Below are 23,239 nucleotides of genomic sequence, written 5' to 3' on the forward strand. Positions count from 1 at the left end.
ATCTTTTAACACTTACAATTTGAAGCAATACCCCAAATAACCCAAACGGGTCCTCCCGACCCGTATCATGCGAAGAAGCGCCACGGGGTTCGTTCCCCGCAAGGGCCCGCTCAGCGGGCCCACCTTCGTTCTGGGCCCGCCATTTTTCGCATTTCACACCGACAACCACGGCTTTACTGCAACCGCCGAATGGCCTCCACCGCTTCCCGGATCAGTGCCGGCCCCCGATAAATAAAGCCGGTATAGACCTGGACCAGTTTCGCGCCCGCCTCAATCTTTTCAGCCGCGCTCTCGCCGTCGGTAATGCCCCCCACACCGATGATGGGCAAATCCTCCCCCAGTTCCGCGTACAGGCCCCGAATTACCCTCAGGGACGGCTCACGCACCGGTGCACCACTCAACCCGCCGACCTCATCCGCATGGGCATGCCCCTGGACCGTGTCACGGCTGATGGTGGTGTTGGTGGCGATCACGCCATCCAGCCCCGAGTTGCGCAACGCATCCGCCACAAAACGAATACCCTCGTCGTCCATATCCGGCGCAATCTTGACTGCAATGGGAACGTAGCGGGCGGTGTTGGCCGCGCACTTACCCTGTTCATCCTTGATCGCATCGAGCAGTCGCTTCAGGGAGTCCCCGAATTGCAGGTCCCGCAACCCTGGCGTGTTCGGTGATGAGACATTCACGGTGATGTAATCGGCCCGGGAATAGACAGCGGATATACCCTTGCGGTAATCCGATTCGGACTCGTCGTTGGGAGTGTCCTTGTTCTTGCCGACATTAATACCGAGAATGCCCCGGTAGCGGCGCTGGTCGATCCTTGCGAGCATGTGCTCAAGGCCTTCGTTATTGAAGCCCATGCGATTGATGATGGCCTGATGTTCGGGCAACCGAAACATGCGCGGCTTCGGGTTACCAGGCTGAGCCAGTGGCGTCACCGTGCCAACTTCGATGAATCCAAAACCCAGGGCGCCCAGGGCATCCACATGGTCGGCATTCTTGTCGAGGCCCGCAGCCAGCCCGACCGGATTGGGAAATTCCAGCCCCATAACATTCACCGGGCATGCATCAAATTTTGGTGACAGTGCCTTCAACAGCCCGAACCGATTCGCCACGTCCAGTCCGGACAGTGCAAGATTGTGAGCCTGCTCGGGAGGCAGCCGGAATAACAGGTTGCGAATAGCACCGTACATCGAAAGAAACTCCTCGTCTTTGGGTGACGCGGAGTATACCGGAAGTTTTCCACAGCATCTTCCAACTCACGGATATTCGCCGTAAATGCCTGACACGTGGACGTCCTGTAAGCTTTTCCACGGTTTCTGTGGATAACCCTGTTGAAAAGCGCGGGGCAACAGGTGCTATCCCTTGATAACTGCGCCAGCCTACAGATTGATCATTTTTTAACCAGTTAATTTGTTCTTTATTTTCAGTTAGTTATGAGGCATTTGCATTATAGGCCAGCCCATGACTACAAAATGTCACGTCGTCATTATTTTGTCACCATGTGCATAAATCGCACAAAGGTACCGTTTTTATACTTTTGCATGGAAAGTGCTCTGATACCGCTATAATGGCACCAGAACTTCCCGGAGATTGCCCCGAATGACCAAACATCAGAATACGTCTGTTTATCATTCTCCCGACCTGGATGCTGAACGACATGCCGCTTCACGCGTCACCGTCATCGGTATGATTCTGGATGCGGTGCTTGGTGTGATTAAAGTCATCGCAGGTGCTCTTTTTCACTCCCAGGCCCTGCTTGTCGATGGTATTCACTCGTTCAGCGATGTTGCTTCCGATCTCGTGGTACTCGGGGTTATGCGGGTCTCCCGCCAGGCTCCGGACCAGAACCATCCGTACGGGCACCAGCGCATTGAGACCATCGGCACCCTGGCCCTTGGCAGCATCCTGATTGCTGTCGGCGCCGTCCTTGCGTGGGACAACATTCTGCGGCTGATTGCAGGCGGTGCCGACCAGATACCTGAATGGCCAGTGCTGGTCGCCGCTGCCGCATCCGTCGCCAGCAAGGAGTGGATTTACCACTACACCCGTCGCGTGGGTCAGGCCATTCGATCCGACCTGATCATCGCCAATGCGTGGCACAGCCGCACCGATGCGTTTTCCTCAATCATTGTTCTGCTTTCCACCATTGGCGCCATGGCGGGCTTTATCTGGCTGGATATTCTGGCAGCGGTGGTGATTGCCGGTATCGTTATTCACATCGGCTGGAAGTTCACCTGGAATGCCGTCAAGGAATTGGTCGACACCGGCTTGTCACCGGAAGACACGGAAATGCTGAAGAGGATTGCGCGGGAAACCGACGGGGTGCGCAATGTGCACGAGCTGCGCAGCCGCCGGATGGGGCATGACATCCTGCTTGATATTCATCTTGTAGTGCGCCCGGAAATCAGCGTCTCCGAAGGGCACCAGATCGGGATGCAGGTGGTTTCAGGCATGCGGGATGCCCTCGACAGCATCCGTGACATCAACTTCCACATTGATGCTGAAAACGACGAGGACGATCTCCCCACCTCAGAGCGCCTTCCTTCCAGGGAGGAGATCCATGACATCCTCACCAGCCACGTGGGAGAACTGCCTTCCCACACGCGCCTGCGGCTGCACTACCTGAAGAACAAGGTCTACCTGGAGCTGTTCTTCGACCACCCCGCTCAGGAGCCGTCCCTGAAACTCCGCGAGATCACCAAAGAACTCTCCGACTACCCATGGTTTGGAAGCCTGCGCATCTGGTACGGCACCCATTAACCGCGCCGGTTGTGCTCCATTCGGGACAGAAACTCCTGCATGATCAGGGTATAGAGTTCGCCCCCCAGGAAACGGTCCTCAACCCCTGCATCTATGCTGGGGTTGTCGTTGACCTCAATCACCGCGACCCGGTTGCCGGACTGTTTGATGTCGACACCGTAGAGGCCGTTGCCGATTAGCCGTGTGGCGTTCAGGGCAGCCTGAATCACATTTCGCGGCACTTCATAGGTCGGCATGGTCTCAAAGCCGCCGCTGTCCACTTCGGCACCACCATGTTGATAGATCTGCCAGTGCCCTTTCACCATGTAGTATTTACAGGCGTAGATGGCCCGGCCACCCAGCACGCCGATACGCCAGTCGTAATCGGTGTAGAGGTATTCCTGGGCCAATACCAGGGCCGACTGTTTGAAGAGCTCTTTCAGTCCCGCCTTCAGGGATTTCTCATCTTCCGCCTTGGTCACCCCCCGTGAAAAGGCTCCGTCGGGAATCTTGATCACCGCCGGAAACCCGAGCTCACGGATCACCTGTTCCGCGCTGTCCTTCTGGTCTTTCGACAGGATCAGGGTTTTGGGGGTGGGCACCTTGTTGTTCTTGAGCAGATCCGCCAGGAATACCTTGTTGGTGCAGCGCAGGATCGATACCGGGTCGTCAATCACCACCATGCCCTCGGCTTCCGCCTTGCGGGCGAAGCGATAGGTGTGGTGATCAATCGCCGTGGTTTCCCGAATGAACAGACCATCGTATTCCGGCAAACGCATGTATTCGCGACGGGTGATCTGCTCCACGTTGATACCGAGCTTGCGCCCGGCTTTCTCAAACCGGCTGAGGGCGACCTTGTCGCTGGGGGGCATCTCCTCTTCCGGATTAACCAGCACCGCCAGATCAAATCGATACCTGCGGCGAGTCCTGGGTTTGCGCCAGACCATGCTGCTGAACCGGTCGAAGGCAGCCGCGAATACATCCTGTTCCTTTTCATCCAGATCCGCCGGCGCCGCCGGTTTCATGGATTCAATCTGCCAGGCCTTGCGACGTTTGAAAACGATCTCCAGGATCGGGCATGGAAAACGCTCGAACAGGGCGCGGGCCACCGGCTTCAGGTCTGGATGCTCCGCCTGGCCAAAATAGGTTCGGATACGCACCTCATGTGTGGCGTGGCGTTCGTCGTTGGCCGGATCAATCTCAGAGCCGGCTGCGTCCAGCCAGTTAATAACGCTGACATCCAGCTCTTCCAGCTCCAGGGAAAACAGCCCTTTGCGACTCAGGTCGTTCAGGGTCATCACGGAAGGCACCACATGGTGACCGCGGGCTTCCGCCAGCAACGAGCAGTAATAGCCCCGACTCAGATACTTAGCGCTCTGACACAGATTAATGACCCGCACCCTGCTGGAAGCCGGCGCGGAGAACTGGAGGTACTGGTCAAAGGTGAGGACGTCCTCACTGGGATAGTACGGTGCCCAGTCTTTGGCGCGATCCACAACGATGAGCAAACGGGACATGGCATTCCTCCCTGAGGATAAGACCCGACAGAATTCCGGCAACAATACGCCCGCCCCCACACCCACACAATCCTTTCAGGATGCGTGCTTTTACGCATGGTTAGGCTATTTGCGCTTGTTGAACTCTCTACCATAATAGCCTGATACGGGAAGCACGCGAGCACACCCGGCCACGATGTACCAAGGCTCCACGTTTATGTCCGATCTGACCTTACGCCAAGCCACCAATGATGACCTGGATGCCTTGATGCAGCTGGAGCACCGATGTTTTCAGGATGACCGGCTCTCCCGGCGGAGTTTCCGGCGCTTCCTGGACATGCCCCGGGACCGGCTGATCGTTGCCGAACTGGAGAGTGAGTTGGTGGGCTACTGCCTGGTGCTGATGAGCGCCGCGACCCGGCTGGCCCGCATCTATTCCATCGCCGTCTCCCCTGTCGCACGGGGCCGGGGCCTTGGCGAAAAGCTGGTGCGGGAAGCGGAAAAGGAAGCTGCGGAGGCGGATCGCATCGTGATGCGCCTGGAGGTACGCGAGGACAACGCCGCCGCCATCAACCTCTACAAACGCCTGGGCTATCGTCAGTTTGGCACTTACCGGGACTACTACGAAGATCACGGCGACGCCCTGCGTTTTGAGCGTCGTATCCTGTTCTATGAGCCGTCCCGTGAGTTCCCGAAGGTGCCCTACTACCCGCAAACCACGGAATTTTCCTGTGGGCCGGCGGCACTGATCATGGCGATGGCCACCCTGGACGATCATCAGCCGGTCACCACCCTGGAGGAACTGAAGCTGTGGCGCGAGGCCACTACCATCTTCATGCTGGCCGGCCATGGCGGCTGTGGTCCCCACGGCCTGGCGCTGTCCGCCTGGAACCGGGGCTTTCACGCCAGCGCCTGGATCAGCAAGGAAGGGGCACTGTTCAAGGATACCGTCAGGAACGACGACAAGAAACGGGTACTGGAACTGGTGCACGAGGGCTTTCTGTACGACATCGGCCAGACCGGCATTCAGCTCCACCATGATCCGCTGACACTTGAGGGACTGGAATCGGCCCTCCACGAAGGCCGCGTCCCGGTGATCCTGATCAGCACCTGGCAACTGAACCGCAGCCGCGTTCCACACTGGGTGACGGTCTGCGCCATAGACGACCAGTTCGTCTACATCCACGACCCGGAAATCGACGTCGAAGCCGGTGAAACCGTGGCGGACAAACAATACCTGCCCATTGATCGCCGGGTCTTTGACAAGATGTCCCGTTATGGCCGCAATCAGCCATTACAGGCGGCGGTCATCGTCGGACCAAAACGCTAGTCCAGGGAGGACATTATCCAGTCCGCAGGGCGGCTTCCTTCAGTTCGGAAATATCGTCCCGCAGACGGGCGGCGGTTTCGAAATCCAGCTCCGAAGCCGCCTTGTACATCTCGTCTTCCAGGCGCGCCACTTCCTTGAGGACTTCCTGGGGCGACTTGTTACCGGTCCTGGCACGGTACTGTTCGGCTTCTTCCGCCGCTTTCTCACCAGGACGTTCGGCTTTGCGGCGCCCACGGCCACCGCCACCAGCACCTTCCATGATATCGGAAATTTTCTTGTTCAGACCCTGGGGCGTAATGCCCTGCTCCAGGTTATGGGCTTCCTGTTTGGCACGCCGGCGCTCGGTCTCATCAATCGCCCTCTGCATGGAGCCGGTGATCCGATCGCCATACAGAATGGCCTTGCCATGAATGTTCCGCGCGGCACGCCCGATGGTCTGGATCAGTGAGCGTTCGGAACGCAGGAAGCCTTCCTTGTCGGCGTCGAGAATCGAGACCAAAGATACCTCCGGCATATCCAGCCCTTCCCGCAGCAGGTTGATGCCCACCAGCACGTCAAACTCACCCCGCCGCAGGTCGCGAATGATTTCCACCCGCTCCACGGTGTCTATGTCCGAGTGCAGATAACGAACACGGATATCGTGCTCCATCAGGAAGTCCGTTAGGTCCTCCGCCATCCGTTTGGTCAGGGTGGTGACCAGCACCCGCTCGTTAACGGCTGTACGGGCATGGATTTCCGACAGCAGATCGTCCACCTGAGTGGACGCCGGGCGCACCTCGATCTCCGGATCCAGCAACCCGGTCGGCCGCACGACCTGTTCAACCACCTGACCCGCGTGTTCCGCCTCGTAGTTCCCGGGCGTGGCGGAGACGAAAATCATCTGGGGTGCAATCCGCTCCCACTCATCAAACCGCATGGGCCGGTTGTCCAGTGCCGATGGCAGTCGGAAACCGTACTCAACCAGGGTTTCCTTACGGGACCGGTCGCCTTTGTACATCGCGCCGATCTGGGGGATGGTGACGTGGGACTCGTCCACTACCAGCAAGGCGTTGGGTGGCAGATAATCGAACAGCGTAGGCGGCGCCTCACCGGGACGACGGCCTGACAGGTAGCGGGAATAGTTCTCGATGCCGTTGCAGTACCCCAGCTCCATCATCATCTCGATGTCGTAGCGGGTGCGCTCTTCCAGGCGCTGCGCCTCCACCAGACGGTTGTTGTCCCGCATCTGCTGCAGCCGTTCGTCCAGCTCCACCTTGATGCGCTCAACGGCATCCAGCACCGTCTGCCTGGGCGTAACATAGTGGGATTTGGGGTAGATCGTGACCCGGGGTACCCGCCGCAGCACTTCTCCGGTGAGCGGATCAAAATAGCTGAGGTTTTCCACCTCATCATCGAACAACTCGATGCGGATGGCCTCTTTCTCGGATTCCGCCGGGAATACATCTATCACATCGCCCCTGACCCGGTAATTGGCCCGGTGGAACTCGACGTCATTTCGGGTGTACTGCAGTTCGGCCAGCCGCCGCAGGATATCGCGCTGATCAATCTGATCACCCCGATCCATGTGCAGCATCATTTTCAGGTAGGACTGGGGATCGCCCAGACCGTAAATTGACGACACAGTGGCGACAATGATGGCGTCCGGTCGCTCCAGCAGGGCCTTGGTAGCGGACAGCCGCATCTGCTCGATGTGCTCGTTGATGGACGCGTCCTTCTCGATAAACGTGTCCGAGGACGGCACATAGGCTTCCGGCTGGTAATAGTCGTAGTAGGAAACAAAGTACTCAACGGCATTGTCCGGAAAGAACTCCCGGAACTCCCCATACAGCTGTGCCGCCAGGGTCTTGTTGTGGGCCATGATGATGGTAGGCCGCTGAACCTGCTGGATCACATTGGCGATGCTGAACGTCTTGCCCGAGCCGGTAACCCCCAGCAGCGTCTGGTGCGCCAGACCCGAGTGGATGCCATCCACCAGCCCCTCAATCGCCTTGGGCTGATCCCCGGCGGGCTGGAAAGGTGAATCGACCTTGAACGCACCGTCTTTCATGAGGGCGCCGGTTTCTGAAGTGGCCATAATCGGCAGACAACCTCCACTGAATGGTTCGGATATTCTATAGCTGCATACTACAGAGAAATTTATCGTTGCGCTGGCTTCATGGTACCATCACTGCGATCGACGACCGCCCGCAAACCAATCAGAACAACTGGATGCCGGCGCGTCGCAGCTAACAGACGCAGCTTTAAGGAGCGCAAGTTTGGACCTTCAACTTTCCAGCCGAGTACAGGCAATCAAGCCCTCTCCCACCCTCGCGGTCACCAACAAGGCAGCTGAATTACGCGCTGCAGGCCAGGACATTATCGGCCTCGGTGCCGGCGAGCCGGACTTCGACACCCCCGAGCACATCAAACAGGCAGCCATGGAGGCCATCAAGAACGGCCAGACCAAATACACTGCCGTGGATGGTACGCCCGCACTGAAGAAGGCGATCATTGCGAAGTTCAAACGGGACAACGGCCTGGAATACGAAGCCAACCAGATACTGGTAAGCAGTGGTGGCAAACAGAGCTTTTTCAACCTCGCCCTGGCAACATTGAACCCGGGCGATGAAGCCATCATCCCGGCACCCTACTGGGTTTCCTACCCGGATATGGTGCTGGTCGCCGAAGGCAAGCCGGTGATCATCGAAACCACCGCGGACACCCGCTTCAAGATCACGGCGGAACAGCTGGAAAGCGCCATCACCGAGCGTACCCGCCTGTTCGTGATCAACAGCCCGTCCAACCCCAGCGGCATGGCCTATACCCTGGAAGAGCTGCAGGCCATTGGCGAAGTGCTGAAAAAGCACCCGCAGATCATGATCGCCACCGACGACATGTACGAACCGATCCTGTGGACCGGCAAGCCGTTCTGCAACATCCTGAACGCCACGCCTGAGCTGTACGACCGCACGTTTGTACTGAACGGCGTGTCTAAGGCCTACTCCATGACTGGCTGGCGTATCGGCTACGCCGCTGGCCCGGCGAAAATCATTGGCGCCATGAAGAAGATCCAGTCCCAGAGCACGTCCAACCCGGCGTCGATCTCCCAGGCCGCCGCACAGGCTGCCCTGGAAGGCCCGCAGGATTGTGTCGGCGAGATGGTCACGGCGTTCAAGGAGCGCCACGACTGGCTGGTAGAGGCCCTGAACAAGTTGCCGGGCGTAGAGTGCCTGACTGGCGACGGCACTTTCTATGTGTTCCCGAGCTTCCAGGGCGCCATCGATGCCGACAGCAGCGTAAGCACCGACGTTGAGTTCGCCGAGAAGCTGCTCACCGAAGCCGGCGTGGCTCTGGTACCAGGTTCCGCCTTCGGCTGCCCGGGCCATATGCGCCTGAGCTTTGCGACCAGCATGGATAACCTGAAAAAGGCCATCGAACGGTTGCAGAAAGCCCTCGGCTAAAAAGTTTTTGCCAGGGGTTGACGGGGCGGTATAGCCACCTTAATATACGCGCCTCGTCACATGACGACGTTCCCCGATAGCTCAGTTGGTAGAGCAACGGACTGTTAATCCGTTTGTCGCTGGTTCGAGCCCAGCTCGGGGAGCCACTATTCCGAAAGCCCGCTAATTCTCTGAGTTAGCGGGTTTTTTCGTTTTTGGCCTTTGTGCTTTCCTGCTGACTTTGGCGATTGCCGGCTTGCTCCTGCCCTAGCCTGCTTGCTTTGGTTGTAAGGGGCGGTGGGAGCTTTCTCCCAAAAACCGCTACGAGCACATCCATGTGCGCTTCTCTCCGGCCATCCATGGCCTCCGAAATTTTTGGGAGAAAGCTCCCACCGCCCCTATCAGACCTCTCAGATATATCTCACAAATGCCAAAGCGTAGGTCGGATTAGGCGCAGCCGTAATCCGACAATTTTGATCGCATATTCGGTGTTAAACATTCTGCCCAATTAGCGAAGCGTCAGCCAATAATCATGCCCGCGTAATGGGTGCCAAATGCCACGTCGGATTACGCTTCGCTAATCCGACCTACGTTCATTATTCCACATAGATGAACCATTACTATCGCACGGTGGCCAGAAAGGGATGGAGAGGCCGCCCTCCCAAAAATTTCGGAGGCCATGGATGGCCGGAGAGAAGCGCACACGGACGTGCTTGTAGCGGTTTTTGGGAGGGCGGCCTCTCCATTCCACTCCCGCCAAACCAAAAGGCTGGGAGCGGAGCAGAAGTCAAGAACTGAGCTAGAGGGCCACGATCTCAGAATGAATAGCCTCCAAAGCCGCCAGAGGATCAGCCGCCTGGGTAATCGGACGGCCGATAACCAGGTAATCGGACCCGGCCTTGAGGGCATCCGTGGGAGTCATGATGCGTTGTTGATCGCCTTTGGCGGCGGTCAGGGGTCGGATTCCCGGGGTGATCAGTTTGAAGTCGGCGCCCTGCTCGGCTTTCAGTTTGGGGGCTTCCTGAGCGGAGCAGACGACGCCGTCCAGGCCGCAGTTTTTGGTGAGGGTGGCCAGGCGGGAGACGTGGGCCTCCGGGCTTTCGGTGATGCCGATGCCGGCCAGGTCGTCGGCTGACATGCTGGTGAGCACGGTGACAGCGATCAGCAGCGGGCGGTCCGCGCCGAAGGCTTCCAGGCGCTCGCGGCAGGCGACCATCATGTTTTCGCCGCCGGAGGCGTGGACGTTCACCATCCACACGCCAAGATCAGCTGCAGCCGCTACCGCCGCAGAGGTGGTATTGGGGATGTCGTGGAATTTGAGATCCAGGAACACATCGAAGCCGCGATCCTGCAGGCTGCGCACCAGCGACGGGCCGGAGCGGGTGAAGAGCTCCTTGCCGACTTTCAGGCGGCACTTGGCCGGGTCCAGTTGATCGACCAGCGCCAGCGCCGGGTTTTCTGAAGGGAAATCTAGGGCAACGATGATCTTCGGGTCGTTATTGGTTTGCACGGTCAGGTCCTGCGGGTAATCGGGTTAAAAAGAACTATTCGGCTTCCACGCCCTGGATCGGGCGAACGGTTTCCCACTGCTTGCAGCTGGGGCACAGCCAGTGCAGCTGGCGGCCTGAGAAACCGCAGCTGACGCATCGGTAAACCGGACGGTTAGCCAGAATCAGGTGGCCGATACGGCTGACGAGGCGGCCCTCGTCGGTGGTCATGCCTTTCTCGTAGCCAGCCAGCTCCACCAGACGCAATAACCCCCGGACACTGGGTCGGACCTCCAGTTCGAGGCGCAGAAGGTCAATGGCGGCTGGCCGGCCAGACGCGCGTTCCACCGATTCCACCAGCGCCAACAACAAACTGGTGCTGGGCCAGGTCTCGTAAAACTTGCGAAGCTTTTTCACCAGGCGACCGATGTCGCCGTGTTCATGCTCCAGCTTCATCAGGCGATCGACCGCTTCGGAACCAAACTCCGGGTTCTGATCAAACACCTTGAGACTCTGGTTGGCGGCGTCCTTGAAGCTGCCCTGGCGGACCTGCAATTTCATGATAATAAACGTGGCGCGAACGCAGGACCGGTCATGATCCAGCGCTTCTTTGGCCAGCTTCTGAGCACCCCAGCGATCGTCATTCTTGAGAGCGTCGTCCGCTAGCTCACAGGTGATGTACGCCAGCATTTTGAGTACCGCCGGGTCGGTCTGGCCATTGGTCAGGGTTCTGGCAACCTGGGCGGCTTTCTCCCACTCTTTTTCCTGCTGGTAGAGCTCAATCAGCTGAAGGGCAGACTTGCGGCCGTATTCCCGATCGCCCATCAGCTCGTGCAGCAAAGCTTCAGCCCGGTCCAGAAGACCGGCATTCAGGTAGTCCAGGGCCAGTTCAAAGGTGACCTGGGGGGAAAATCGGGGCGGAAGCTCCGGGCGGGCAAGGAGGTTCTGATGGATCAGGATGGCCCTGTCGGTTTCACCCTTGTGACGGAAGTGGGCGCCAACGGAAAGATGAAGACTGACCGTGTCGCGGTTAACCGCGAGGGACTGTACGAAGTTCTCCACGGCCTGGTCGGAGTAATTGGTAAACAGGAACTGGAGACGATCCCGCACCGATTCTTCATCGGAAATGGTTTTCTTTGAACGCCGCGAGGAACTGCCGAGGCGCCCAGCAAACCAACCGGCCGCGACAGCGATTGTCAGCAGCAGCCATTGAAGCACTATGTCCATTAAAGAGTCCGGTCGTTCTCGGCCCTGGATTTCTCCAATGCCTGCTCGGTACGAGCAAGTCGTTTCTGAAGGTTGCGACGGGAAACAGACGTTCGGAAAGTCGCCAGCATGGTAATCAGAACACCAATCAGCGCACCAATGACAAAGGACATGATAATCCAGACGGCAACACCATGGGGCTGGGTCTCAAACACCAGGAAGTTCAGGGAGACCGCCATCTGATTATTAAGGGAAAAGACCAGCGCCAGGAGGACCAGGAACAAAACCAACAGAACAATGAGAATTTTCTGCAATCCTGCCATCGATGTATCGCTCCCCAAAGGGTGTATAAACCCTGGCTAGTGTCGTTCCCGGAAAAAGGTGATCAGAAGCCTTTCTTCAAGCTGTCGTTAACCTGTTCGCGCAATTCCTTGCCTGGCTTGAAATGCGGCACGAACTTGGCGGGCAGTTGCACGGCCTCGCCGGTTTTCGGATTCCGCCCGGTTCTCGCCGCACGATGGTGCAGTGAAAAGCTGCCAAACCCGCGAATCTCAATCCGCTGACCATTGGACAGCGACTGGGACATATGTTCAATAATGGTTTTTACGGCCAGTTCCACATCTTTCACGGAAAGCTGACTTTGCTTGGACGCTATCAGCTCAACCAGTTCGGACTTCGTCATCAGGCTCATCCCTCTTCTTTATTATTGGATAGCCGGTTACCAGCTCCATGTCCCTAGTTTAGCCAAACCAGAAAAAAACACAAAAAAAACGGGCTCTTAGAGCCCGTTTTTTTTCATACCAACCGGAAAACTTATTCCTTGTTGGCGTTTTGCTGCTGCATCTGCTCCTTGATGAGATCACCGATGGTGGTCGCACCAGAAGTTTCAGCGGTCTTGCTGCGCACGCTCTCAAGTGCCTGCTTGTCGTCCTCAACGTCTTTGGACTTCACAGACAGGTTGATGATGCGGTTCTTGCGATCGATGCTGATGATCTTCGCTTCAACTTCTTCGCCTTCCTTCAGCGCGTTGCGGGCATCTTCTACCTTGTCGCGGCTGATTTCGGAAGCCTTCAGAACAGCTTCAACTTCGTCGTTCAGAGAGATAGTGGCAGCCTTGGCGTCAACGGCGGATACGGTGCCCTTAACGATGGAGCCCTTGTCGTTCAGCTGAACAAACTCGGCGAACGGATCGCTTTCCAGCTGCTTGATGCCCAGGGAGATGCGCTCGCGCTCCGGGTCAACAGACAGGATAACGGTTTCAACTTCGTCGCCCTTCTTGTATTCACGAACGGCTTCTTCGCCAGTTTCGTTCCAGCTGATGTCGGACAGGTGAACCAGACCATCGATGCCACCGTCCAGGCCGATGAAGATACCAAAGTCAGTGATTGACTTGATCTTGCCGGAGATACGGTCGCCTTTGTTGAAGTTGCCGGAGAAATCTTCCCACGGGTTGGATACGCACTGCTTGATACCCAGGGAGATACGACGACGCTCTTCGTCAATATCCAGAATCATCACGCCCACTTCGTCGCCAACCTGGACAACCTTGGACGGATGGATGTTCTTGTTGGTCCAATCCATTTCGGATACGTGAACCAGACCTTCAACACCCTCTTCCAGCTCGGCAAAGCAGCCGTAGTCGGTCAGGTTGGTAACGCGTGCGGTGACCTTGCTGCCTTCCGGATAACGACCCTTGATATCAACCCAGGGATCTTCGCCCAGCTGCTTCAGGCCGAGGGATACACGGTTACGCTCACGGTCGAACTTCAGAACCTTGACGTTGATCTCGTCGCCCACATTCACGATTTCGCTCGGATGCTTGATGCGCTTCCAGGCCATATCAGTGATGTGCAGCAGGCCGTCAACACCACCCAGATCCACGAACGCGCCGTAGTCGGTCAGGTTCTTGACGATACCCTTGATTTCCAGACCTTCGGTCAGGGTTTCGAGCAGAGCTTCACGCTCGGCGCTGTTTTCAGCTTCCAGAACGGCGCGGCGGGAAACAACCACGTTGTTACGCTTCTGGTCCAGCTTGATAACCTTGAATTCCAGCTCTTTGTTCTCCAGGTGCGCAGTGTCGCGAACCGGACGAACGTCTACCAGAGAGCCTGGCAGGAAGGCGCGGATGCCGGCCAGATCGACGGTGAAACCACCCTTGACCTTGCCATTGATAACACCCTTGACCACTTCTTCAGCTTCGAAGGACTTCTCGAGTACCTTCCAGGCTTCAGCGCGCTTGGCCTTCTCGCGGGACAGACGGGTTTCACCGAAACCGTCTTCAACAGCGTCGAGAGCTACATCGACAACGTCGCCAATAGCAACTTCCAACTCGCCTTTTTCGTTCAGAAACTGGGAGGCGGGGATAACGCCTTCGGACTTCAGTCCGGCGTTAACGGTGACCCAGTCGTTGTCGACGTCAACTACGGTTCCCTGGACGATGGAACCCGGTTGCATGTCAATTTCTTTTAGGCTTTCTTCAAAAAGATCCGCAAAGCTCTCGCTCATTATGTGTCCTATATGATCAACGCAAGTGTGCTCCGTGCCACCAGCAACACGGTCTGTTAATAAGTTCCGGAGGCAGCCTGAGGCTGGCAGATAACGCTACATCCGGCATTTCAACGACAAAAAGGTGTAGTCAGGCCTGGCCTGCTGCGGCCATACACCTGTCTAACACCTCTTCTATACTCAATCCCGTAGAATCAATGACTTGCGCATCATCCGCGGGCTTGAGAGGGGCTGCGGAACGGTTCATATCCCGTTCATCACGAACCCGTATCTCCTCTAAAAGGGCGTCAATATTAACATCGACACCTGCGTCCTTCAACTGGCTGTAGCGCCTTCTCGCACGTTCCTCGGCACTGGCCGTCAGGAAAATCTTGACCGGGGCATCCGGAAAAACCACGGTGCCCATGTCACGGCCATCGGCCACCAGGCCGGGAGCCTGCCGGAAATCCCGCTGCCGTTGCAGCAGGGCATCACGAACCGGTTGAATCACTGCCACCCGGGAGGCGTTATCGCCGGTGGCTTCCGTACGTATATCTGCGGTCACGTCTTTACCAGCCAGGATCACCTTGACCGGCTCCCCCGCATCCGTTGGCTCAAAGGCCACATCCAGACTTGCGGCCACCTTCACCAGGCCCGCCTCGTCGTCCAGGGCAACGCCCTGACGCACGGCGGCCAGAGCCGTCAGGCGATAGAGCGCACCGCTGTCCAACAGGTGCCAGCCCAGCTTGCGGGCGAGCATCTGGGTGACCGTGCCCTTGCCGGAACCGCCCGGGCCGTCAATGGTGATGACCGGAGCCTTGGTGCTGGACATCACTCCCCTCCTTCGGTGGTAATCCGGATGCCGGTGTCGCAGGCAAGTTCCACAAATCCCGGGAATGAAGTCGCCACATTGGCGCAATCCGTCACCTCAATGTCTCCGGTTGCCCGCAGGGATGCCACGGCAAAAGACATGGCAATGCGGTGATCTCCGTGGCTATCGACCTTGCCACCACCGATCGGCTGACCGCCGTCGATAACAATGCCATCAGGCGTCACCGTGGTTTCAACGCCAAGTGCCGCCAGACCATCCGCCATCACCTGAATCCGGTCACTTTCCTTCACCCGGAGCTCTTCCGCACCACGCAAGACTGTGCGACCTTCAGCACAGGCGGCGGCAATGAACAGCACCGGGAATTCATCAATGGCCAGAGGCACCTGATCTTCAGGAATATCAATCCCCTTGAGCCGGGCGGAACGTACCTTCAGATCCGCGACCGGCTCTCCACCGATTTCACGCTCTTCCAGCACCTCGATATCCGCACCCATCTTCTGCAGGATATTGATCACCCCGACCCGGGTCGGATTCATACCGACGTGCCGTAACGTCAGCTCGGAATCCGGGGCAATACTGGCCGCCACCAGGAAAAACGCCGCAGAGGAAATATCCGCAGGCACGTCAATGGCGGTAGCTGTCAATGTTCCGCCACCGGTGACACTGGCGGTAGCGCCGTCCCGGTGCACATGGTAGCCAAATCCTGCCAGCATACGTTCGGTGTGGTCACGGGTAGGCGCCGGCTCGGTTACCGACGTTACGCCTTCGGCGTACAGACCCGCCAGCAACAGGCAGGATTTTACCTGGGCCGAGGCCACCGGCATTTCATAATGGATGCCGGTCAGTGGCTGACCACCACGGACTTTCAGTGGCGGACGACCACCGTCGGCGGTATCAATCACTGCCCCCATCGCTCGAAGGGGATCGGCAATGCGTCCCATCGGGCGCTTGGACAGGCTGCTGTCGCCGGTCAGTTCGGAATCAAAGGGTTGCGCGGCCAGCAAGCCTGCAAACAGGCGCATGGCGGTGCCGGAATTCCCCAGATACAGGGGACCACGGGGCGCCTGCAAACCATTTACGCCAACGCCGTGGATGCGCACGAAACCGTTATCCGGCCCTTCGATGGTGACACCCATATCGCGGAACGCCTGCAGGGTCGCGAGGCTGTCCTCCCCCTCCAGGAATCCCTTTACTTCGGTGATGCCATCAGCCAGCGCACCCAGCATGATGGAACGGTGGGAAATGGATTTGTCCCCCGGCACCCGGATATCGCCGGCAATACTGCCACCGGGCTGAAGACGGAACGTTACCTGTTTCTGACTGTTGTTTGTCACGTAAGCCTGTCCTGAAAGCATTTTCGAAAAATGTTCCCGCGCCGCCTTGGCGCGACTGAACACCCTGAGCATGGTCGCTCCGTCCCCGCTGGCAATGGCGGTACGAAGCTGGTCAAGATCGTGTGTAAAATGATCAACGACCCGTAACACGGCATCCCGGTTAGAGAGAAAGATGTCATGCCACATCACCGGATCACTGGCGGCGATCCGGGTAAAGTCGCGGAAACCACCCGCCGCGTAGCGGAAAATATCGAGATTCTCATCCTCACCGGCCAGTGTGTCCACCAGTGAAAATGCAATAAGATGCGGCAGATGACTGGTCGCCGCCAGCACTTCATCATGATACGCCACGGACATGGTCAGGACCGTAGCGCCACAACCTTCCCACAGCGCTTTCAACCGCGCCAGATCCCCGGCCATGACGTTATCCGGCGGGGTAAGGATGACCTTGTGATTGGCGAACATTCCGGAATTTGCTGCCCGGATTCCGCTCTTTTCGGACCCCGCGATTGGATGACCGGGGATCACGCGGTGAGAGAGATCGCCGAAAACTGCCCGTACATCCTCAACAAAACTGGTCTTGGTGCTGCCCACATCGGTAAGAATCGCGTCAGCGGGCAAGTGGGATTTCAATTCTTCCAGAACCGTACGGGTTGCGCGAACCGGCACGGCAAGGATGACCAGTTCACAGCCGGCAACTGCTTCGGCAATGGTGCCGGCGGCCTGGTCAATGACGCCCAGCTCCACCCCCAGCGACAGTTCGTCTTCTCGCTTGTCGGTACCAATGACGGTTTCGGCCAGCCCGTTCTCACGCATGGCTTTTGCCAATGAGCCGCCAATCAATCCCAGACCAATAACGGCAACCCGGCTGAACAGTGGCTTGGTCGTCGCCACGTTACGCCCCCTGCCCCGGCTGACCGAGCGCATTGGCCAGGGCCGTTAACAACTTTGCGTTTTCCCACTCAAGACCGATGGACACCCGCAGGTGCCGGGGCATGCCATACCCGGCGACCGGGCGCACGATCACGCCCTGCTCCAGCAACGACTGGTAAATACCCATGGCGTTACTTCCAACATCCACCGCGATGAAGTTCCCCGCAGAGGGAATAAATGACAGGCCAAGTTCGCGAAAGCCGGACTCCAGCTGCGCCATACCACTGGCATTGACCTCGCGGGAACGCTGGACGTAGGCCTCATCCTCCAATACTGCTGTCGCGGCGGCCAGGGCAACGGCGTCCACATTGAACGGCTGGCGTACCCGATTAAGGATATCCGCGATTTCAGGGGAACTGATACTGTAACCAACCCGCAATGCCGCCAGCCCCCAGGCCTTGGAGAAAGTGCGGCAAACGATCAGATTCGGGAACCGGGACAGCATTTCAACACCGTCAGCGTAGCCCTCACCCTGTAGATATTCGCAGTAAGCTTCGTCCAATACCACGACAACCCGCTCGGGGATCTTCTCAAGAAACGCCAGAATGGCTTCGGCGCCATGCACCGTGCCGGTCGGGTTATTGGGGTTGGCCACAAACACCAGCTTTGTGCGGTCCGTGACTGCCGCCGCCATCGCATCCAGGTCGTGACCCCAGTCTTTCGCAGGAACGGACACGCCTTTGGCGCCAATCGCCTGGGTGACCAGCGAATAAATCGCAAACGCGTACTCAGAGAAAACCACCTCCGACTCCGCATCCGCAAAGCAGCGGACAATCACTTCCAGTAAATCATTGGAGCCATTGCCCAGGGTAATCTGAGACATGTCCACGCCGAAACGGGCCGCCAGTGCCTGCTTGAGGTCAAAACCATTACCGTCGGGGTAAAGGCACAACTCGCTGAGTGTGTTCCTGGCTGCGGCCAGCGCTTTTTCACTGGGCCCCAGGGGATTCTCGTTACTGGCCAGCTTGATGATATCGGCGGGATCCAGGCCCAGCTCACGGGCCAGCTCATCGATGGGCTTGCCGGGCTGGTAGGGAGACAGCGCCTGCACCCCTGCCACCGCCAGACTTTGGTAATCAATCGACATCACACCTTCCTCAACGCCTGTCCGAATCGTTTCGCTGCCAGAACTTCCGTTAAAGCACACCTATGGGGTAAGAACCCAGACGCTTGAGCTCCACGGCTTCGTCGTCCACGTCCGCCAGCACCTTGCGCACCTGCTCGTCTTCCACGTGGCCTTCAAAGTCGATATAGAAAACGTAGGCCCAGGTGCCGCTGGGTGACGGCCGGGTTTCGATGCGCGTCAGGCTGAGACCGTGGCGATGGAAAGGCTCCAGCAACTGGTACAACGCCCCTGGCTTGTTACGCATGGACACCAGGATGGAAGACTTGTCATGACCACTGGCGGGCACTTCTTCCCGGCCGATAATCAGGAACCGGGTGGTGTTGTCCGGGCGATCTTCAATGCTGTTGGCCACAACCTCGAGCCCGTACAACTCCGCCGCCATATCACCGGCGATAGCTGCGGTTCCCGGCTCTTCCGCTGCCCGACGTGCGGCTTCGGCATTACTGCTCACCGTCACGCGCTCAATGCCGTAGCGATGGGTGTCCAGCCACTGGCGGCACTGGGCAAACGACTGCTGGTGAGAGTATATGCGGGTTATTTCCTGATCCTTGTTGGCAGGCGATACCAGCAGATGGTGGTGGATGCGCAGCTGCACCTCGCCACAGATTTTCAGGGGCGACGACATGAACATATCAAGGGTGTGATTGATCATGCCTTCGGTGGAATTTTCCACCGGCACCACACCATAATGGGCTGCGCCGGATTCCACTTCACGGAATACCGCATCAATCGCCGGTAGCGGAACACTGACCACGGAATGCCCGAAGTGCTTCAGGGCCGCAGACTGGGTGAAGGTCCCCACAGGCCCCAGGAAGGCAATGTGCATGGGCTTTTCCAGCGCCAGGCAGGCGGACATAATCTCCCGGAACAGCCGGGCCATTTCTTCACCGGATAACGGGCCGGGATTCTGCTCCTTGATGCGGCGCAGCACCTGGGCTTCCCGCTCCGGACGGTAGAAGAACACATCCTGCCCCGGGTTAGCCGTCAATTTGACGTTCGCCACTTCCTGAGCGCATTGGGCACGGGCGCTGATCAGCTCCATGATCTTCTGGTCAAGCTGATCGATTTCGTCCCTCAGTTCGGCCAGGCGAGTCTGCTCGTCAGTCATGATCAGCCCCGCTCCTTCGCAAATTCCGCCATATAGGCGATCAGGGCGTCCACACCGGCTTCCGGCATGGCGTTGTAGATGCTGGCGCGCATACCGCCCACCGAGCGGTGACCTTTCAGGTTCAACAGCCCACGGGCATCCGCACCTTTGAGGAAGTCGCTGTTCAGGGCAGCATCCCCCAGTGTGAACGGCACGTTCATCCAGGAGCGGAAACGGGGATCAATCGGGTTGGCGTAGAAATCATTGTTATCAATGAAATCGTACAGCTTTTTCGCCTTGCGCAGGTTGATTTCACCCATGGCCTGCACACCACCCTGGGCTTTCAGCCATTTGAACACCAGCCCGGCCAGATACCAGGAATAGGTAGCCGGCGTGTTGTACATAGAGTTGTTATCGGCGATGACCTGATAGTTCATCATCGTTGGGGTTTCCTTGCGGGCCTTACCCAGCAAGTCCTTACGGATGATGATCACCACCAGACCGGACGGCCCGATATTCTTCTGGGCGCCGGCGTAGATCAGACCGAATTTCGACACGTCCAGCGGGCGCGACAGCATGGTGGACGAGAGATCCGCCACCAGGGGCACGCTGCCGCTGTCGGGGATGAAGTCAAACTCCAGACCGCCGATGGTCTCGTTTGGCGTGTAGTGCAGATAAGCCGCGTCAGCATCGGTATTCCAGGAGTCCTGGCCGGGAATGGTGGTAAACCTGTCCGCCTCGCTACTGGCAGCCACGTTAACGTTTCCATACCGGCTGGCTTCCGCAATGGCCTTCTTGGACCAGATACCGGTGTTCACGTAATCCGCAGACGTCTTGTCACCCAATAGGTTCAGGGGGATGGTCGAGAACTGACTCGAAGCTCCACCCTGCATGAAGAGTACGGCGTAATCATCTGAAATACCGGCTAATTCACGGAGGTCTTTTTCGGCTGTTTCGGCGATTTCCAGGAACTCGTCACTGCGATGGCTCATCTCCATCACCGACATGCCGGTACCGCGCCAGTCGAGCATTTCATCCCGTGCCTGTTGCAGCACGCTTTCCGGCAAGGTTGCCGGGCCTGCACAAAAATTATACGCCCTGCTCATGATCCTGTGATCTCTCAAGTCTTACAATCGTTCTGCAAAGCGCCGGCTTATTCCTCGCCGGCGCCCTCATCTGCATTATCGCCTTCTGCGACAGGAGTTTCTTCGCCATCAACATCTTCGTCATCGGTTTCGGCGATACGTTCAACACCGACCAGACGTTCGTCTTCCTGACTCAGTTTGATCAGGCGAACGCCCTGGGTGTTCCGGCTCAATACCGACACTTCGTCGGTGCGGGTACGAACCAGCGTGCCCTTGTCCGAGATCAGCATCATTTCATCGCCGTCGAACAACTGCAGTGCTGTCACCAGGTTACCGTTACGCTCGGAGCACTGCATGGCGATAACGCCCTGGCTGCCGCGGCTGTAGGTCGGGAACTCATCGAAAGCGGTGCGCTTGCCGTAACCGTTCTCACTGGCGGTAAGAAGTACGCCATCTTCCTGCGGAATGATCAGCGACACCACGTGGTGGCCTGCTGGCATCCGGATACCACGAACACCGCGGGCGGTCCGGCTCATCGGACGCACCGCCTCTTCATTGAAGCGAACGGCCTTGCCAGCTGTTGAGAACAGCATGACTTCCGCATCCCCTTTGGTGATGGCAGCGCCGATCAGCGTATCGCCTTCGTCCAGTGACAGAGCGATCAGGCCGCTGCTGCGCGGACGGGAGAAGTTCGGCAGCGGGGTCTTCTTGACCACACCGGCAGAGGTGGCCATCAATACAAACTGGTCTTCCGGATAGTCACGGACCGGCAGGAAGGTGGTGATGCGCTCACCCTCGTCCAGCGGCAGGATGTTGACCATCGGGCGGCCACGGGAAGCGCGGCTGGCACGGGGAATCTCGAACACCCGCAGCCAGTACACCTTGCCACGGTTGGAGAAACACAAAATGGTGTCGTGGGAGTTGGCAACCAGCAGTTTCTCGACGAAATCCTCGTCCTTCATAGACGTTGCCGCCTTGCCCCGGCCACCACGGCGCTGGGCCTGATAGTCTTCGACCGCCTGGGTCTTGGCATATCCACCGTGGGAAATGGTGACTACCAGGTCTTCTTCATCGATCAGATCAGCAATGGTCAGGTCGCGTTGGGAGCTGGTGATTTCGGTAAGGCGCTCGTCACCAAATTCGGATACCACGGCTTCCAGTTCTTCGCGAATAACCTGCATAAGACGATCCGGATCCGCCAGGATTTCCAGCAGGCCGGCGATTTTCTCAAGGATGTCCTTGTACTCGTTCTGGAGCTTTTCGGTTTCCAGACCGGTCAGGCGATGCAGACGCATGTCCAGGATCGCCTGGGTCTGCTCCGGCGACATATGGTACAGACCATCACGCAGGCCGTAGATTTCCGGCAGATCATCGGGGCGGCAGGCGTCTTCGCCAGCACGCTCCAGCATCGCCAGCACGTCACCCGGTGCCCAGCCCTTGGCCATCAGCTTTTCTTTCGCTTCAACCGACGTCGGAGAAGACTTGATCAGCTCAATCATCTCGTCGATGTTGGCCAGGGCGACGGTCAGCCCTTCCAGGATATGGCCACGTTCCCGGGCCTTGCGCAGCTCGTAGATGGTCCGGCGGGTCACCACTTCGCGGCGATGACGCACGAACGCGTCGAGCATTTCCTTCAGATTGAGAATCTTCGGCTCGCCGTTGATCAGCGCCACCATGTTGATACCAAACACAGTCTGCAACTGGGTATGGGCGAACAGGTTGTTGACCACCACTTCCGGGTTTTCACCACGGCGCAGTTCGATCACAACCCGGATGCCTTCCTTGTTGGACTCGTCCCGCAGTTCGGTAATGCCTTCCAGGCGCTTTTCCTTGACCAGCTCGGCGATCTTCTCGATCAGGCGCGCCTTGTTCAGCTGGTAAGGCAGCTCGGTAATGATGACGGCATCGCGATTGGTCTTCTTGTCGTGCTCGATTTCGTGACGGGCACGAATGTAGATACGACCACGGCCGGTGCGGTATGCCTCAACGATACCGGCACGGCCGTTGATGATGCCCTGAGTCGGAAAATCGGGGCCGGGAATGAACTCCATGAGTTCATCCACGGTCAGATCCGGATTATCAATCAGCGCCAGACAACCGCTGACCACTTCAGTCAGGTTGTGGGGCGGAATGTTGGTCGCCATACCGACCGCGATACCGGAAGAGCCGTTGACCAGCAGGTTCGGAACCCGGGTAGGCAGTACATCGGGAATCCGCTCGGTGCCGTCGTAGTTGTCGACGAAATCCACGGTTTCCTTGTCGAGATCCGCCAGCAGGGAGTGAGCAACCTTCTCCATGCGGATTTCGGTGTAACGCATGGCGGCGGCGTTGTCGCCGTCGATGGAACCGAAGTTACCCTGACCGTCGACCAGCGGATAGCGCAGGGAGAATGGCTGAGCCATACGAACGATGGTGTCGTAGACCGCGGAGTCACCGTGGGGGTGATATTTACCGATGACATCACCGACCACACGAGCGGACTTCTTATAAGCCTTGTTCCAGTCATTGCCCAACTCGGACATGGCGAACAGAACGCGGCGATGAACCGGCTTGAGACCGTCACGAACATCCGGAAGGGCCCGCCCGACGATGACGCTCATGGCGTAATCGAGGTAGGACTGCTTCAACTCATCTTCAATATTTACCGGCAGGATCTCTTTGGCTAACTCACCCATCGA

At 58.0% G+C, this 23,239-nt stretch carries 17 protein-coding genes and 1 tRNA gene; 4 read left to right on the plus strand and 14 right to left on the minus strand.

Annotated elements, in window-relative coordinates; all coding sequences use genetic code 11:
• Positions 1 to 173: 173 nt before the first annotated feature.
• Positions 174 to 1,193: a quinone-dependent dihydroorotate dehydrogenase gene (locus ACJO3M_RS08115; RefSeq protein WP_407000868.1), complete on the minus strand. Its 1,020-nt coding sequence runs from the start codon at positions 1,191 to 1,193 to the stop codon at positions 174 to 176.
• 409 nt (positions 1,194 to 1,602) lie between these two features.
• Here ACJO3M_RS08115 and ACJO3M_RS08120 point away from each other — a divergent pair, with 409 nt between their 5' ends.
• Positions 1,603 to 2,763: a cation diffusion facilitator family transporter gene (locus ACJO3M_RS08120; protein WP_407000869.1), complete on the plus strand. Its 1,161-nt coding sequence runs from the start codon at positions 1,603 to 1,605 to the stop codon at positions 2,761 to 2,763.
• Here ACJO3M_RS08120 and ACJO3M_RS08125 read toward each other — a convergent pair.
• Positions 2,760 to 4,259, minus strand: coding sequence for a RimK family ATP-grasp domain-containing protein (locus ACJO3M_RS08125; RefSeq protein ID WP_407000870.1), 1,500 nt, complete (start codon positions 4,257 to 4,259; stop codon positions 2,760 to 2,762). The genes ACJO3M_RS08120 and ACJO3M_RS08125 overlap by 4 nt on opposite strands.
• Before the next feature lie 196 nt (positions 4,260 to 4,455).
• On the opposite strand from ACJO3M_RS08125, the gene rimI reads away from it, so the two are divergent.
• On the plus strand, positions 4,456 to 5,568 hold the full coding sequence (gene rimI, locus ACJO3M_RS08130) for a ribosomal protein S18-alanine N-acetyltransferase (protein WP_407000871.1): 1,113 nt from the start codon (positions 4,456 to 4,458) through the stop codon (positions 5,566 to 5,568).
• Positions 5,569 to 5,581: 13 nt separating this feature from the next.
• On the opposite strand, the gene uvrB is transcribed toward rimI, so the two are convergent.
• On the minus strand, positions 5,582 to 7,615 hold the full coding sequence (uvrB, locus tag ACJO3M_RS08135; protein ID WP_407000939.1) for an excinuclease ABC subunit UvrB: 2,034 nt from the start codon (positions 7,613 to 7,615) through the stop codon (positions 5,582 to 5,584).
• Positions 7,616 to 7,823: 208 nt separating this feature from the next.
• Here uvrB and ACJO3M_RS08140 point away from each other — a divergent pair, with 208 nt between their 5' ends.
• Together ACJO3M_RS08140 and ACJO3M_RS08145 are read left to right on the plus strand one after the other, a co-directional pair.
• Positions 7,824 to 9,008: a pyridoxal phosphate-dependent aminotransferase gene (locus ACJO3M_RS08140; RefSeq protein ID WP_407000873.1), complete on the plus strand. Its 1,185-nt coding sequence runs from the start codon at positions 7,824 to 7,826 to the stop codon at positions 9,006 to 9,008.
• Positions 9,009 to 9,078: 70 nt separating this feature from the next.
• Positions 9,079 to 9,154: transfer RNA gene (locus tag ACJO3M_RS08145), tRNA-Asn, on the plus strand.
• A gap of 632 nt (positions 9,155 to 9,786) precedes the next feature.
• On the opposite strand, the gene pyrF is transcribed toward ACJO3M_RS08145, so the two are convergent.
• From pyrF to gyrA, 11 genes are all read right to left on the minus strand, one after another.
• Positions 9,787 to 10,497: an orotidine-5'-phosphate decarboxylase gene (gene pyrF / locus ACJO3M_RS08150; RefSeq protein ID WP_407000874.1), complete on the minus strand. Its 711-nt coding sequence runs from the start codon at positions 10,495 to 10,497 to the stop codon at positions 9,787 to 9,789.
• Positions 10,498 to 10,531: 34 nt separating this feature from the next.
• Positions 10,532 to 11,701 carry a lipopolysaccharide assembly protein LapB gene (gene lapB / locus ACJO3M_RS08155; RefSeq protein WP_407000875.1) on the minus strand — a complete coding sequence of 390 codons (1,170 nt, stop codon included), beginning with the start codon at positions 11,699 to 11,701 and terminating at the stop codon, positions 10,532 to 10,534.
• Positions 11,701 to 12,003 carry a LapA family protein gene (locus ACJO3M_RS08160; protein WP_407000876.1) on the minus strand — a complete coding sequence of 101 codons (303 nt, stop codon included), beginning with the start codon at positions 12,001 to 12,003 and terminating at the stop codon, positions 11,701 to 11,703. Before ACJO3M_RS08160 ends, lapB begins: the two co-directional genes overlap by 1 nt.
• Before the next feature lie 62 nt (positions 12,004 to 12,065).
• Positions 12,066 to 12,362, minus strand: coding sequence for an integration host factor subunit beta (locus ACJO3M_RS08165; RefSeq protein ID WP_406985312.1), 297 nt, complete (start codon positions 12,360 to 12,362; stop codon positions 12,066 to 12,068).
• Positions 12,363 to 12,493: 131 nt separating this feature from the next.
• Positions 12,494 to 14,185: a 30S ribosomal protein S1 gene (gene rpsA / locus ACJO3M_RS08170; protein WP_406985313.1), complete on the minus strand. Its 1,692-nt coding sequence runs from the start codon at positions 14,183 to 14,185 to the stop codon at positions 12,494 to 12,496.
• 130 nt (positions 14,186 to 14,315) lie between these two features.
• Positions 14,316 to 14,996, minus strand: coding sequence for a (d)CMP kinase (gene cmk, locus ACJO3M_RS08175; RefSeq protein WP_407000877.1), 681 nt, complete (start codon positions 14,994 to 14,996; stop codon positions 14,316 to 14,318).
• On the minus strand, positions 14,996 to 17,257 hold the full coding sequence (locus ACJO3M_RS08180) for a bifunctional prephenate dehydrogenase/3-phosphoshikimate 1-carboxyvinyltransferase (protein WP_407000878.1): 2,262 nt from the start codon (positions 17,255 to 17,257) through the stop codon (positions 14,996 to 14,998). Before ACJO3M_RS08180 ends, cmk begins: the two co-directional genes overlap by 1 nt.
• On the minus strand, positions 17,226 to 18,350 hold the full coding sequence (gene hisC, locus ACJO3M_RS08185; protein WP_407000880.1) for a histidinol-phosphate transaminase: 1,125 nt from the start codon (positions 18,348 to 18,350) through the stop codon (positions 17,226 to 17,228). Before hisC ends, ACJO3M_RS08180 begins: the two co-directional genes overlap by 32 nt.
• A gap of 49 nt (positions 18,351 to 18,399) precedes the next feature.
• Positions 18,400 to 19,497, minus strand: coding sequence for a prephenate dehydratase (gene pheA, locus ACJO3M_RS08190; RefSeq protein WP_407000882.1), 1,098 nt, complete (start codon positions 19,495 to 19,497; stop codon positions 18,400 to 18,402).
• 2 nt (positions 19,498 to 19,499) lie between these two features.
• Positions 19,500 to 20,582, minus strand: coding sequence for a 3-phosphoserine/phosphohydroxythreonine transaminase (serC, locus tag ACJO3M_RS08195; protein WP_407000883.1), 1,083 nt, complete (start codon positions 20,580 to 20,582; stop codon positions 19,500 to 19,502).
• Positions 20,583 to 20,629: 47 nt separating this feature from the next.
• On the minus strand, positions 20,630 to 23,236 hold the full coding sequence (gene gyrA / locus ACJO3M_RS08200; protein WP_407000884.1) for a DNA gyrase subunit A: 2,607 nt from the start codon (positions 23,234 to 23,236) through the stop codon (positions 20,630 to 20,632).
• Positions 23,237 to 23,239: the final 3 nt, after the last annotated feature.

It is taken from the genome of Marinobacter alkalisoli, from assembly GCF_045449795.1.
In the GTDB taxonomy this organism is placed as follows: Bacteria; Pseudomonadota; Gammaproteobacteria; order Pseudomonadales; family Oleiphilaceae; genus Marinobacter.

Bases quoted from the DNA above. Each gene is read 5' to 3' on its own strand.
- ACJO3M_RS08115 (WP_407000868.1), bottom strand. From the start codon at position 1,193: ATGTACGGTGCTATTCGCAACCTGTTATTCCGGCTGCCTCCCGAGCAG.
- ACJO3M_RS08120 (WP_407000869.1), top strand. From the start codon at position 1,603: ATGACCAAACATCAGAATACGTCTGTTTATCATTCTCCCGACCTGGAT.
- ACJO3M_RS08125 (WP_407000870.1), bottom strand. From the start codon at position 4,259: ATGTCCCGTTTGCTCATCGTTGTGGATCGCGCCAAAGACTGGGCACCG.
- rimI (WP_407000871.1), top strand. From the start codon at position 4,456: ATGTCCGATCTGACCTTACGCCAAGCCACCAATGATGACCTGGATGCC.
- uvrB (WP_407000939.1), bottom strand. From the start codon at position 7,615: ATGAAAGACGGTGCGTTCAAGGTCGATTCACCTTTCCAGCCCGCCGGG.
- lapB (WP_407000875.1), bottom strand. From the start codon at position 11,701: ATGGACATAGTGCTTCAATGGCTGCTGCTGACAATCGCTGTCGCGGCC.
- ACJO3M_RS08160 (WP_407000876.1), bottom strand. From the start codon at position 12,003: ATGGCAGGATTGCAGAAAATTCTCATTGTTCTGTTGGTTTTGTTCCTG.
- ACJO3M_RS08165 (WP_406985312.1), bottom strand. From the start codon at position 12,362: ATGACGAAGTCCGAACTGGTTGAGCTGATAGCGTCCAAGCAAAGTCAG.
- rpsA (WP_406985313.1), bottom strand. From the start codon at position 14,185: ATGAGCGAGAGCTTTGCGGATCTTTTTGAAGAAAGCCTAAAAGAAATT.
- cmk (WP_407000877.1), bottom strand. From the start codon at position 14,996: ATGTCCAGCACCAAGGCTCCGGTCATCACCATTGACGGCCCGGGCGGT.
- ACJO3M_RS08180 (WP_407000878.1), bottom strand. From the start codon at position 17,257: ATGCGCTCGGTCAGCCGGGGCAGGGGGCGTAACGTGGCGACGACCAAG.
- hisC (WP_407000880.1), bottom strand. From the start codon at position 18,350: ATGTCGATTGATTACCAAAGTCTGGCGGTGGCAGGGGTGCAGGCGCTG.
- pheA (WP_407000882.1), bottom strand. From the start codon at position 19,497: ATGACTGACGAGCAGACTCGCCTGGCCGAACTGAGGGACGAAATCGAT.
- serC (WP_407000883.1), bottom strand. From the start codon at position 20,582: ATGAGCAGGGCGTATAATTTTTGTGCAGGCCCGGCAACCTTGCCGGAA.
- gyrA (WP_407000884.1), bottom strand. From the start codon at position 23,236: ATGGGTGAGTTAGCCAAAGAGATCCTGCCGGTAAATATTGAAGATGAG.